Consider the following 12,702-nt stretch of genomic DNA (forward strand, 5'->3'; position numbering starts at 1 on the left):
ACTGTCATGAACTGGCTGCGCAAATACGGTCAGCTTGACTGGCGAACTTCTCCTTCCACCATAACGATGAAGTTCATCGGGCGTTATAAGGCTGAAAAGTGTCAACCTATATCAGGACTAGTCACATCAACACCGCAGATTATTTATCCGCAGCTTCCGCGAGTTTCGCCGTTTCCGCCACGTATTCCGCGCAGCTACGTTTATCGCCACGCTCCAGCTCGGCCAACGCATCCGCAACCGTATGGCGCTCCAGCACCGCCAGCGATGCCTCTTCCGCCTCATTCACTACCGACTTGAAATACCAGCAGGCATTGGCGCTGACCAGACAACGCGCAGGCCCTTCCGGCCGCGCAGCCCAGATGCGTTTATCGTCAATGACGGACAAATAGATATCACGCAGGGTGATCTCTTCCACAGGGCGGCCAAGGTGAATCGAGCCGTTACGGCCCAAAGTGGAAACGATAATGCCATTTTTGGTCAAAGGCACCATCAGCTTGCGGATGAAACTGGGGTTGGCTTCCAGACCGGCGGCAAGGATCGCGCTGGTCGAACGCAGGCCCTGCTTTTCAGCCAAGGCTACGCTAAGTACCATTTGCAATGCTGTCGGAAAGCGGAAATCTAGCATGTCTTTATCTCTGTCTCCAGGAGACCAAAATCTCAGGCTTGGCCGGTGCGGCATCACGCCATAACACCCGCTCAATTGCACAATAATATAACAAATATTGCCGCATTATTGAAGTTATGCCCTGGGAAATCGCACGGATACATTAGCGTAAAAGATGCCGTTGATGCCGGCTCGACGTAAAGCGGCGGCGGAATAAAGCAGAAACCCGCGTCAATATTAATGCCGCTCGCTTAACTGCGTTAAACGATCAGAACTAACACTGTCCGCGGGTTTAATTCTTAAACTGTGATCAGGCCTTGTTCAGCACCAGTTGGCCGCTTTTATCCAGCGGGATCTGGGTGCCGGGATCGTGATCCATACGGATCTTGCCCTGCTGATTGCCAATCTTGTAGGTCACATCGTAACCCAGCATTTTCTGTGATTTGTCGTAAACCGTTTTGCAACGCTGTTGTGTGCTGGTGGTAGTGTCGTTATTTTGCATTGCCCCCTGCACCTGATTACCGGCATAACCGCCGCCCAGCGCGCCAACCACTGTCGCAACGTCACGACCGCGACCGCCGCCGAACTGGTGGCCAATCACGCCACCGGCTACCGCACCCAACACCGAACCGGCAATGCGGTTTTCATCCTGCACGGGCGCACGGTGAGTGACGGTCACATTGCGGCATTCCTGACGCGGGGTTTTGATGGTTTCTTTGATCGGCGTGGCAGCGAGCACCTGCGCAAATTGCGGACCAGAAGAAAACACATCCATGCTGGCAACCGCGGCAATACCCAGAGCGGCTGCAACACCAATCCCAACACCGGCTAACATTGACTTGTTCACAGGAAATCCTCCTGAAAGTGTTACCACGCATTTGTACCGGGAACGCTACCGACATTGCGCCGCGCTTATTATTTTGCGCATGGGCGGCAAAGGGTATCCCGGTTTACGGCGTGCGCGACGCGCCGTCTGTAAACGAGGTAAAGTCTGCACAATGTTCCAGATCCCCGCAATAAGACAATGTGACCAAAGATGCTGGAAACCCCGCTTCTCACCGGTGTTTAGGAGGAATCTTAAGAATTTTACCCATGCCGACGAAATTTCGTGCTGGCCATAAACCCCGCAACCACCAATGCTGCCTGCGCGCCGGCATAAAAAAACCCACGCGGGCGAACCGGCGTGGGCGAGTCGATAACTGCGGCTGTCAGTGCATTTTCAAACGCGGGCGGATCACCCGGTTGATGCCGCCAACCAGCATCATCAGGCCAGTTTTGATGTAGCCATGCAGTGCGACCTGATGCATGCGGTACAGCGAGATATAGACGAAGCGCGCGATACGCCCTTCTACCATCATCGAACCGCGCATCAGGTTACCCATCAGGCTACCGACGGTGCTGAAGCGGGACAGCGAGACCAGAGAACCGTGGTCTTTATACACGTACGGCTTCAGCGCTTGGCCGCTCATCAACGCCAGAATGTTGGTGAAGCAGCGTGACGCCATCTGGTGCGCCGATTGGGCGCGTGGCGGCACAAAACCGCCGCCTTCTTTCGGGCAGGAGGCGCAGTCGCCGATGGCGAAAATGTTCGGATCGCGCGTGGTCTGCAGCGTCGGTTCCACCACCAGTTGATTAATGCGGTTGGTTTCCAGCCCGGCGATGTCCTTCATAAAGTCCGGCGCCTTGATGCCGGCCGCCCATACCATCAGATCGGCATCGATAAATTCGCCGCCCTTGGTATTCAGGCCCTTGGCATCCGCACTGGTGACCATGGTGTTGGTCAGTACGCGCACGCCCAGTTTGTTCAATTCCTGGTGCGCAGCGGCGGAAATACGCGGCGGCAACGCAGGCAGAATGCGCTCGCCCGCCTCGACCAGAGTCACGTTCAACGCGCTGTTGTCCAGGCCTTCGAAACCATAGCTGTGCAACTGTTTTACCGCATTGTGCAGCTCGGCGGACAGCTCCACGCCGGTGGCGCCGCCGCCGACGATGGCGATGTTCACCCGCTCTTTCTGCCCCGGTTGCGCCGAGAATTTCAGGAACAGGTTCAGCATTTCATTGTGGAAACGGCGTGCCTGATGCGGGTTATCCAGGAAGATACAGTTATCTTTTACGCCTGCGGTACCGAAATCGTTCGAGGTGCTGCCCAGCGCCATGACCAGAATGTCATAAGACAACTCGCGCTCTGGCACCAGTTCTTCACCCTGCTCGTCGCAGATTTGCGCCAACTGCAGCGTTTGCGTTTCACGGTTAATGTTGGTCAGCGATCCCAGTTGGAAGCTGAAATTGTGATTACGTGCATGCGCCAGGTAGCTCAGCGCGTCCACGCCGTCATCAAGGGAACCGGTTGCTACTTCATGCAGCAAGGGTTTCCACAGATGGCTGTGGTTACGGTCCACCAGCGTGATCTCGGCTTTGTGCTTGCGGCCGAGTTTATGGCCCAGACTGGTTGCCAGTTCCAAGCCGCCGGCGCCACCGCCGACAATAACGATTTTTTTCTTTGGCGTTGTCAAAATAACCCCCTAAATGTGAACCAATTGTTATCCAAGGGTAAATAAATAATATCCTTAGAATACATAGGGTTCGCTTAAAATAAACCTGCTATCTAAAGCCAGAATAGCATGTGAGGTTATTTGGTCATACCAAAATTGATGTGCATCAAACTTTTTTGGTTAAAGGCTGGACGAGGGGAATTTTTGAGGATTGTGATTCAAATAGTTAGCGCTGCGTCACAGTTTTAAATTTTGCCGCCGGGCGGGCAAAACGGGGCTTTTTTGACAAAAAATGCCGCAACTCTTGCCGGTAAAAAGCAATCGTTGCGGCGGCGTCAGGCGTTATGAAACTGTTAAAGCAGGCTCTTGAACGCCTTGATGCGTTGCAGGTGCGGCGAGATATTTTTGAACTTGTGGGTCTGTTGCTCATCCCAGACGATTTCGTAGTACTTGTGCAACAGTTCTGCACTGCGCTGGCTGTCCAGCACCTCATCCTGACGGGAAAGCACGACCAGGCAGCGATCGCGGTTTTTCTCTCGGAAATCCTCGACGCATTTGGTGGCGATATCGCGGTACTCTTCCGGCCGGTCGATTTTGCCGTGCATATGTTCTTCAGGATACAGATTAGGGTTAAAGATCGCCTGCCGGATGCCGCACAGGAAACCGATGCGTTCGGCCCAGAAACCGCCCAGCCCCACCCCGCAGATCAGCGGATGCTTATCCCCTTCCTGCTGAACCGCCTTGTCCACCTCTTTCAACAGATGCTGCATATCATGGCGTGGGTGCAAGGTGCTGTAGCTGATAAAACGCACGTCCGGATCAATGAACTGCAGTTGTAAAACCTTTTCATGATTGCCGGGACTGGTGGAATCGAAGCCATGCAAATAGATAATCATATGGATCCTCGCAACAAGCCGAGGGCCGCGCCGCAGCCCTCATCATTTACTACGCCGCATTACGACGCCCTGGGTTCACCCGGCACTCTGCTGCTTATGCTCTTCCCAGCGTTCGCTGAGCGCGCTCAGCTCTTTGTGCGCCTGCTGCCAACGCGCAGAATCACGCAATTCCTGACGGGTGAACTGACCGCGATGATATAACCGCTTCACCCGGTCTGCTTTGACCGGGGACAGGTTATCCAGCACGCTGACCGCCCCCTGACGGTTATTGCACACCAGGATCATGTCACAGCCGGCATCCAGCGACGCCTGGCCGCGCTCAGCGTAACTGCCCATGATGGCAGCCCCTTCCATCGACAGATCGTCGGAGAAGATAACGCCGTCAAAACCCAGCTCCTGGCGCAGGATTTGTTGCAGCCAGTATGGCGAACCGCTGGCCGGACGCGGATCCGCTTCAGTATAGATGACGTGCGCCGGCATCACGGCGTCCAGCAACTGACGGTTGATCAATTCACGGAAGATCGCCATGTCATGCTCACGGATCTGCGCCAGCGGGCGTGGGTCGCGCGGGGTTTCTTTATGTGAATCTGCGCTGACGGCACCATGGCCGGGGAAATGCTTGCCGGTGGTTTTCATCCCGGCGCTGTGCATACCCAGGATAAAACGTTCGGCCATCGCCAGCGCCTGTTGCGGGTCGCTGTGGAATGAGCGTTCGCCAATCGCCGCGCTGACGTGACCGATATCCAGCACCGGCGCAAAACTGATGTCGATATCCTGCGCGATCATTTCCGCCGCCATCAGCCAGCCGGCCTCCTGCGCCAGACGCCCGCCCTCATGGGCATCGTTCAATGCGGCGAACGACTGCGCCGCCGGCAGGCGAGTGAACCCCTCGCGGAAGCGCTGGACGCGCCCGCCTTCCTGATCCACCGCCACCACCAGCCGATCGTGGGAAGCCTCGCGGATTTGGCGCACCAATTCACGCAGCTGTTGCGCATCGTGGAAGTTGCGGGTGAACAGGATGAGTCCGCCGACCAGCGGGTGTTTTAAAATCTCACGTTCTTCGGCATCCAGCTCATAGCTGGCGACATCTAACATTACTGGGCCCACGGCCACCTCACTTCATTATTCATTCAGAACATGGGGATGATAAACAAAAACGCCGGCGCTGCACTGCGCCCCAGCGTAAAAACTCGCTATCGCCGGTTTGTTGCCAGCGCACTTCAAACCATAACAGCATCAGGTAATCCACCCACGGCAACCAGCGCTGCACCTGCGTGCTCAGCAGCGGCAAGTCGTTGTAGCCCTGTAGAGAATAGTGCTGCAAAAAATGCCGCTGATTGGCCGCAGACCACGCGTTGCTGCGAAACAGCGCAGCAATCTCGAGTGCGATGTCACCGTCGGCGGCGTACTCCCAGTCAATCAGCCGTACTCCTTCGCCCTGTGCAATCAAATTGCCCGGATGGATATCCATATGCAGCGGGGCTATTTTCAGCGGAGACGGCAGCCGGGCTTGCAAGAAGCGCTGATGCAGCCGCAGCCAGGCAGGCGTCAAACGCCGACGATCCAACTGCTGCCAGTAACGGGCAAACTGGCTATGCAGGTTCAACGGATAACCGCTGAGCGGCCGCCGGTGCAAACGGGCAACCCATCGCGCCAGCTCGCCGTGCTGATTCAGGCGCGTAAAATGCGCCTCAGTGACAACGTCACCAGCTAGCCATTCCAGGATAATCCATTGATTACTCTGCACTAAAACCTGCGGACCCAGGCCTTCGCCTGCACGGCGCAACACACGCGCCTCTCGCCGCCGGCTCACGCCGAGCGCCGTTTTCTCTGCGCTTTGCTGGCGCGCCAACAATTGCACGCCCTCACCGTCAATGCGCCAACTTTCGCCGGTCAGCCCCTGCACCGGACTGAAACGACAACCGGCGGTTTTCACCGCCGGCAGTTCGCTCTCAATCAGCCTTCGCAGCGCGGTCTCAGCGGGTAACAGCGCCATTGCCTGACCAGACGATTTCACCGGTTTGTACCAGCATCAACTGCATATCCAGCGTTGGAGACTTCACGTCGCCGCTAACATCGCTGTACAACACGTACTGTGCGCTGACGATACGCGCCAGGCCAATGGCCTTGCTGCGCGACCCCAGGCTGTCATCCGCCGACAGGCCCAGCGTCTGCTTGGCGGTCGCCAGTTGCGCTTCCGGCACGACGGAGAAGGTTTGGTTCGATGCCAGCGCCTTGTGCAACGCGGAGGTGGCTTTAGCGGTTTGCAATGCGCCGTTGGTGTTGTTCTTCACGCTGTCCAGCAGCAGCACGCTGCCCGGGTTGACGCCATCGGCTTTCAGCATCTGGTTCACCAGCGGTTGCACGCTGCTCAGCCAGTCAAGTTGCTGGATTTTTGGCGGTTGCGGTACCTGCTCGCCAATGGGCGGCTGGGGTTGCGGCTGCGGCTGCGGCTCTACCACCACCGGCGGTTTGGCCGGCTCAACGGTGGCCGGTGGCTGTTCAGGCTCTGGGGGACGTGACAAACAGCCGCTTAACGTCAACGCGGCCAGTGCGACAACTAGATACTTTTTCATTATCCCTCTCCAACAACTAAAGCAAGAGCTTACAAGAATAGATACAGACGCACGCGCTTGGCATCGAGATTGCCGTTAATCGAGTAAATTTCAGCGTCTGAATTTGGCGCAACGGTAACGGTGCGCGGCTCTTCAAAGGGCCGAATATCCAGCCCCTGATTGTCATACCAGTAGAATCGGTAATGCACAGTTACCGGCGTCGGTTGGTTGTTGCTGAGCACCGAAGTGGCCATCACGCGCCCGGAGGCATCCTTAATCGACGGGTTATCGGCCACGATACCTGCGGTAAGCACCGGCGAATCCATCACCACCGCCTGCCGCTCGTTAACCGCAATGCCGGGCCGATTGCTGCAGCCCATCAGCATTGCGGCGGGTAACGCCAGCGCCATCAGACAACGCAGGGTTTTGCTATAGCGCATGATTGACCTCGGTTAGCGTGACAGCAGCGGCCCCAACGAACGGCCACCGACCAGGTGCATATGAATATGATAGACCTCCTGGCCGGCATGGCGATTGCAATTAACAATCAGGCGATAGCCGTCTTCGGCGATGCCTTCCTGTTCGGCAATTTTCGCCGCGGCGGTGATCATGCGACCCAGCGCCGCTTCGTGCTCTGCGGTTACGTCGTTTACCGTTGGGATCAAGACATTGGGGATGATCAGAATATGGGTCGGAGCCTGAGGTGAGATATCACGGAACGCGGTGACCAGTTCGTCCTGGTAGACCACATCAGCAGGGATTTCACGGCGGATAATTTTACTGAAAATCGTTTCTTCGGCCATCTGGCATTCCTTGTTGAGGAAAATAATCTGTACGCAGTATGAGTGACAAATTCTACTGCTTTCAACCTGATTGCGCACTTATCGCGTCGAGTGATGCAGAATCAGGCAACCTGCCAGGCTAGCCATGCCTCTGCCATTAGATCACTGCGGCAATCATCTGATTTTTTTCACTTTGGTTATTCACTATTGTTGCTTTACTTGCCCGCGGCCGCCGCCAATAGTAACTCTATGATTAGCAAAGGATAGAAAACACCATGCCACTCAAAACCCTGGCGCTGGGCGTGCTGCTGCTGTGCGGTGCGGCCCAGGCGGAAAGCAAAAACATTATCGATCTGCAGGCCAATCAGCAACATATACGCGCGCTCAAAAACCCGGCGGCCGTCGCTTTGATCCCGGCGAATTACCATTTTGCCGTACCGGGCAAGTTAACCGTAGCGGTGGCGTCTGAAAACTCCCCGCCGCTGGCGCTGTTTGCCGAAGACAATAAAACCTTGATCGGCAGCGACCCGGATATCGCGCAACTGGTGGCGGACAGCCTGGGGCTGGAACTGAATCTTGTGCCCACCTCCTGGGAGGACTGGCCGCTTGGCATTACTTCCGGCAAGTACGATGCCGCCATTTTTAATATTGCCGTCACCAAGCTGCGGAAAACCAAATTTGATTTCGCCACATACCGCGTAGATACGCTGGGTTTCTATGTGAAATCCACCAGCAAGATCGCCTCCATCAACCGGCCGGCGGACGTTGCCGGGCTGCGGATTATTGTCGGTTCCGGTACGAATCAGGAAAACATCCTGCTCGGTTGGGATAAACAGAACCGCGCCAACGGCCTGGCGCCGGTGCAACCGATTTATGTCACCGATGACGCCGCCGCCAACCTGAGCATTCAGTCCGGGCGCGCCGACGCTTTCTTTGGCCCCCACTCTACCGGTGCCTATAAAGCGGCGCTAACCGGCAGAACCAAAATGGTCGGCATCGGCCCTAACGTCGCTTATGTCGCGGTGACCACCAAAAAAGATAATGGCCTGGTCGCCGCCATTAACGCTGCCATTAATGGGGTGATCGTCAGCGGCGAATACGCGCAGGTGCTGGACCGTTGGGGCGAACATGATGAAAAGGTCGAGCGTTCCACCATCAACCCGCCGGGGATCGGCGATTAGTCAGCGTTCAATTGCGGTGCATGCGCACGCATCCACTCGGCCAGCGAGTCCAGCGTCGGGCGCAGGGATGTGCCCAGCGCCGTAATCCGGTATTCAACGCGCGGCGGGACTTCCGGAAATACCTGCCGCGTAACCAGGCCACGCTGTTCGAACTGCCGCAGTTGGCGCGTCAGCTCTTTCTGGGCGATCGGCGCCACCGCGCGCTGCAACTCACTGAAACGCACCGGGCCGTCGATCATGATCAACCTGTAAAGGATCGGGATCGCCCATTTACCCGCTACCAGATTCACAAACCCCACCATAGGGCAAGGCTCGTCTGTTGCCGGCAACGTCGTTAAATTTTTTTCCGCTGCCGAAAGCGCTGCCGTCGTCATTTCATCCCACTCCGTACCTTAGTATCCAAAAGGTGCCTACTATGCAAAAGATACTATAGCGCAAATAATGGCGCTACCAACGGGAAACAGAGGGCAGGTTATGTCACGACTTAAAGGTAAATACGCGTTGATCACCGGCGGCACCAGCGGGATTGGTCTGGAAACCGCACGCCAGTTTATTGCCGAAGGCGCCACCGTGGCGATCACCGGCCGCAGCCAAAGCGGCCTCGACGCAGCGGGGAAAGCGCTGGGCGACGTGCTGCTGTTGCGCAGTGACGCCGGGGATATCCGCCAACAGCAAGCTTTAGCGCAACAGTTGACCAGCCACTGGCCGCGCCTTGACGCGCTGTATATCAACGCCGGTGACGTCACTCACCTTCCGTTGCAGCAATGGGATGAGCAGAGCTATCAGCGGCTGATGGACATCAACCTCAAAGGGCCATTTTTCTTGATTCAGGCGCTGCTGCCACTCTTGGCGAATCCGGCCTCGATTATTCTGTGCGGCTCGGTCAGCGCGCATATCGGCCTGCCGCTAAGCAGCGTTTACGCCGCCAGCAAGGCCGGCCTGCTGTCGCTGGCCAGAACGCTTTCCGGTGAGTTGCATCCGCGGGGTATTCGGGTCAATGGCCTGAGCCCTGGCCCAACCGAAACACCGGCCTTGGGCAAGCTGGGCTTGAAAGAAGAAGACGAGCAAGCGCTGCGCGATGACATCCGTGCCCTGGTGCCGATCGGCCGCATGGGCACGCCGCTGGAACTGGCGAAAGCGGCCGTGTTCCTCGCCTCTGACGAATCCGCGTTTATGGTCGGGGCCGAGCTGCAGATTGACGGCGGAGTGGGCAATTTGTAATACCCTTATATACCCGTCATCCTGCAAGCTGCAGCGTCGTTACCTGCATGCGCTCACCCCAGTGACTGACTCAAGTCAGCGCCAGAGGATGAGCCAGTTGGGTGCCTGGCCGCAATTTGCAAGCTATAGAGTATCATTCACCGTTGGGAGAACCCGACGGTGAAATTAAGTTACGGAACAAACAGTGAGTTAAGTAATAATATTATTAGATGATAATAATAAAATATCCTTTCATTGATGCGTTCTTAAACTGCGTCTAGCCTTAATGTTTACCCAATTTGGATGGTGAAGACTGATGGCAAGCAAAAAGAACAATCAAGGCGTAGGAATATTGGTAATCGCCGCCATCGTTCTTTGGTTTGCATTCAAATCTGACAATAAATCAGAAAAAAACACGTCGATGCCGCAATCCGGCACCTCAACGGCCCATGTTTATACGCCGCCGGCCAATCAGGCATTAGATATCGGCGAACAGCCTCCTCAACCGCAAAATGATGCCGCTTTACCCACTAAATATGTAGCGGCCGATCGGCTCAACGTCCGAAACGCACCGAACGGTAAAGTCATTACGTCCCTAAAACGTGGACAAAGTATCACCGTTTACCAAGAGCGCGATAATTGGGCAAGGATCACGCCGGGTAACCAATCGAGCCAATGGGTTTCTACAAAGTCCTTGTGTCATGGCGATAAGTGCTATCAAAAAAGCCGCCAGACCCCAGCGCCAAAGCAGCCTGTATATCGGCCCACGCCAAAGCGCAACGTGGAAAGTGCCGCCGGATGCCCCTGTTCGTCAGGAAGAATATGTATAGGCCCACGAGGCGGGCGTTACTGCATCACTTCGGGAGGAAACAAACGCTACGGCGTGTAATAACCGCCTATTATTGAGTCATACCGGCCAGGGAAGTGAAGGATGGCTGTCGGCTTAGGTATCCTGAAAACACCTATATAATAAGCGCAGTAATTATTTCCAAGGTAACATTTTTACATGCGCTGATATAACTCATGGGCTTCATTTACATCCGCCTGCTGATGGTCACTGATAACCCGTCCTACACTGAATAGACAGGGCGTAGTGCGGATCCCAGACCGCCAGCCGCAATCAGACTGACCTTAGGTAATCCCCCACCCTCAATTGCTTTTCCCTGAATCGCTATGGCACCGATTTACCGTAGCCTATGCATCAACGGACATTGAGATCATGAAAATCAAAACCTTCATTCATGCCGCGCTGCTGGTGATACCGATGGCGTTTAGCGGCATCGCCCAAGCCGGCGATCAAACCATCCCTTGGGCAAAAAATACCGGCGACGTAGAGTCCAACCATATCGCCGCCGTCGGCCAGAACCTGAATGCCGGCCACCAGCAGGTGACCAAAACGCAAGAAGGCGTATGGGCGGCTAATAGCGGCAGCATTTCCAACGATGAGAAGGCCCTGACCGGCGGTCAAAACTCGGCACCGAAAACGATGCCTTAACGCGAGTTATAGAGAGAAGACAAGCCGTGACCGTAACAAACGCACGGCTTATCAATCAGCCCAGACCGGGAATGGTGACGCCGAACGTCTGCAGCAGCAGCACCATGTTGAGCAGGATGATAATCACCGTGCCGATGATCGATACCAGGCTGGTGAGGCGGCTGTTCACAAACTCGCCCATGATGTCGCGGCGGCGTGTAAACATGACCAGAGCAATCATCGGCGCCGGCAGCGCCAGGCTCAGCACCACCTGGCTGTAGACCAACGCGTCCGTCGCATTAACCCCTAACGCCACCACGATAAACGCCGGGATCATGGTCACCAGCCGACGCACCCATACAGGGATGCGGAAACCGACAAACCCTTGCATAATCATCTGGCCCGCCATGGTGCCCACCACCGAGCTTGAAATACCGGATGCTATCAGTGACATCAGGAAGATCCCGGCGGCGGCGGCGCCAAACAGCGGAGTCAACGTATGGTACGCCGTGCCGATCTCCGCCACGTCGCTGTTACCGGCATGAAAGGCGCTGGAAGCCATAATCACCATGGCGATATTCACCAACCCGGCTATCGCCAGCGCGATCACCACCTCGATATTGGAAAAACGCAGCAGCTTGCGACGTTCGCCATTGTTACTGGCCGGCGTACGGTGCTGGGTCAGACCCGAGTGCAGGAAAATGGCGTGCGGCATTACGGTGGCACCGATAATGCCGACGGCAATGGTCAATGCCTGCGCATCCGGCAACTGTGGCGTTACCATGCCGGTGCCCGCCGCCAGCCAGTCGACCGGCACGATAAACATCTCGGCGAGATAGCACAGGGCAATGATCGCCACCAGCCCGCCAATCATCAGCTCAACCGGGCGGAAACCTTTCTTTTCTACCATTAATAATGCATAGGTAATCACCGCCGTTACGCCCATCCCCGCCAACAGCGGCATATGGAACAGCAAGGCGAGTGCGATAGCCCCACCCAGAAACTCCGCCAGATCCGTGGCCATTGCCGCCACCTCGCTGAGCAGCCACATGCCGATCACCACCGGGCGCGAGAATTGATCGCGGCACATTTCCGCCAGGTTACGGTTGGTGACGATGCCCAGCTTGGCCGACAGCGCCTGGAACAGCATGGCAATAAGATTGGCCATCACCACCACCCACAACAGGCTGTAACCGTATTTTGAACCGGCCTGAATATTGGTGGCAAAATTACCGGGGTCCATGTAGGCAATGGAGGCAATCACCGCCGGCCCGGCGAACAATAGCGGCGTAAACGCGCCGCGCTTGCGCCCGGCCAGTGCGTTACCAATCGCCGTATTGGTCCGTTCGGTTAACGATGTGGTGGTTGCCGCCTCACGCATATTTTACCCTCAATGTTATTCTGGTTATTTTTCACCCAATACTCAGAGCAATGTAGCATCGGCTACACTTTATGCAAAATGGAAGATACTTTACCTTTGTGTACAAATATTTCTTATTGTCATTGAGTACGGCGGCT

15 protein-coding genes are annotated in these 12,702 nt (G+C 56.0%); 4 read left to right on the forward strand and 11 right to left on the reverse strand.

The annotated features are described in order from the left end of the window. Positions 1-139: 139 nt before the first annotated feature. The 9 genes from ACUTQW_RS00005 to hinT all read right to left on the reverse strand — a co-directional run bounded on the left by ACUTQW_RS00005 (position 140) and on the right by hinT (position 7,350). Positions 140-625, reverse strand: a complete 486-nt coding sequence (locus ACUTQW_RS00005) for an RrF2 family transcriptional regulator (RefSeq protein WP_006322456.1) — start codon at positions 623-625, stop codon at positions 140-142. A 289-nt stretch (positions 626-914) separates the two neighbouring features. Then, positions 915-1,451, reverse strand: coding sequence for a glycine zipper 2TM domain-containing protein (locus ACUTQW_RS00010; RefSeq protein WP_020438851.1), 537 nt, complete (start codon positions 1,449-1,451; stop codon positions 915-917). Positions 1,452-1,812: 361 nt separating this feature from the next. Next, the gene (locus ACUTQW_RS00015; RefSeq protein ID WP_006324725.1) at positions 1,813-3,117 is read right to left on the reverse strand and encodes an NAD(P)/FAD-dependent oxidoreductase; all 1,305 of its coding nucleotides are present in this window, start codon (positions 3,115-3,117) and stop codon (positions 1,813-1,815) included. 332 nt (positions 3,118-3,449) lie between these two features. Beyond that, positions 3,450-3,992: an alpha/beta hydrolase YcfP gene (gene ycfP / locus ACUTQW_RS00020; RefSeq protein ID WP_006324724.1), complete on the reverse strand. Its 543-nt coding sequence runs from the start codon at positions 3,990-3,992 to the stop codon at positions 3,450-3,452. Between the two features lie 75 nt (positions 3,993-4,067). Continuing rightward, positions 4,068-5,087 carry a beta-N-acetylhexosaminidase gene (gene nagZ, locus ACUTQW_RS00025; RefSeq protein WP_006324723.1) on the reverse strand — a complete coding sequence of 340 codons (1,020 nt, stop codon included), beginning with the start codon at positions 5,085-5,087 and terminating at the stop codon, positions 4,068-4,070. A gap of 31 nt (positions 5,088-5,118) precedes the next feature. Then, positions 5,119-5,988: a phosphotransferase gene (locus ACUTQW_RS00030; protein WP_006324722.1), complete on the reverse strand. Its 870-nt coding sequence runs from the start codon at positions 5,986-5,988 to the stop codon at positions 5,119-5,121. After that, entirely contained in the window at positions 5,969-6,568 is a 600-nt protein-coding gene (lpoB, locus tag ACUTQW_RS00035) for a penicillin-binding protein activator LpoB (protein ID WP_006324721.1), read from the reverse strand. The genes ACUTQW_RS00030 and lpoB overlap by 20 nt, the downstream gene beginning before the upstream one ends. A gap of 29 nt (positions 6,569-6,597) precedes the next feature. Beyond that, positions 6,598-6,987, reverse strand: coding sequence for a YcfL family protein (locus ACUTQW_RS00040; protein WP_004943072.1), 390 nt, complete (start codon positions 6,985-6,987; stop codon positions 6,598-6,600). A gap of 12 nt (positions 6,988-6,999) precedes the next feature. Beyond that, positions 7,000-7,350, reverse strand: a complete 351-nt coding sequence (hinT, locus tag ACUTQW_RS00045) for a purine nucleoside phosphoramidase (RefSeq protein WP_004943071.1) — start codon at positions 7,348-7,350, stop codon at positions 7,000-7,002. Between the two features lie 254 nt (positions 7,351-7,604). On the opposite strand from hinT, the gene ACUTQW_RS00050 reads away from it, so the two are divergent. Continuing rightward, positions 7,605-8,510, forward strand: coding sequence for a transporter substrate-binding domain-containing protein (locus tag ACUTQW_RS00050; protein WP_006324720.1), 906 nt, complete (start codon positions 7,605-7,607; stop codon positions 8,508-8,510). Here ACUTQW_RS00050 and ACUTQW_RS00055 read toward each other — a convergent pair. Beyond that, positions 8,507-8,884, reverse strand: a complete 378-nt coding sequence (locus tag ACUTQW_RS00055; protein WP_020438848.1) for a winged helix-turn-helix transcriptional regulator — start codon at positions 8,882-8,884, stop codon at positions 8,507-8,509. The two genes, ACUTQW_RS00050 and ACUTQW_RS00055, sit on opposite strands and share 4 nt — an antisense overlap. 100 nt (positions 8,885-8,984) lie before the next feature. Here ACUTQW_RS00055 and ACUTQW_RS00060 point away from each other — a divergent pair, with 100 nt between their 5' ends. The 3 genes from ACUTQW_RS00060 (at position 8,985) to ACUTQW_RS00070 (ending at position 11,205) form a co-directional block, all read left to right on the forward strand. After that, the gene (locus ACUTQW_RS00060) at positions 8,985-9,731 is read left to right on the forward strand and encodes an SDR family oxidoreductase (RefSeq protein WP_004943066.1); all 747 of its coding nucleotides are present in this window, start codon (positions 8,985-8,987) and stop codon (positions 9,729-9,731) included. Between the two features lie 295 nt (positions 9,732-10,026). Continuing rightward, entirely contained in the window at positions 10,027-10,599 is a 573-nt protein-coding gene (locus tag ACUTQW_RS00065; RefSeq protein ID WP_071531442.1) for an SH3 domain-containing protein, read from the forward strand. A gap of 330 nt (positions 10,600-10,929) precedes the next feature. Beyond that, entirely contained in the window at positions 10,930-11,205 is a 276-nt protein-coding gene (locus ACUTQW_RS00070) for a hypothetical protein (RefSeq protein WP_006324717.1), read from the forward strand. A gap of 55 nt (positions 11,206-11,260) precedes the next feature. On the opposite strand, the gene ACUTQW_RS00075 is transcribed toward ACUTQW_RS00070, so the two are convergent. Further along, entirely contained in the window at positions 11,261-12,565 is a 1,305-nt protein-coding gene (locus tag ACUTQW_RS00075) for an Nramp family divalent metal transporter (protein WP_004943062.1), read from the reverse strand. Between the last annotated feature and the right edge of the window lie 137 nt (positions 12,566-12,702).

Source organism: Serratia sp. TSA_7, from assembly GCF_052692135.1.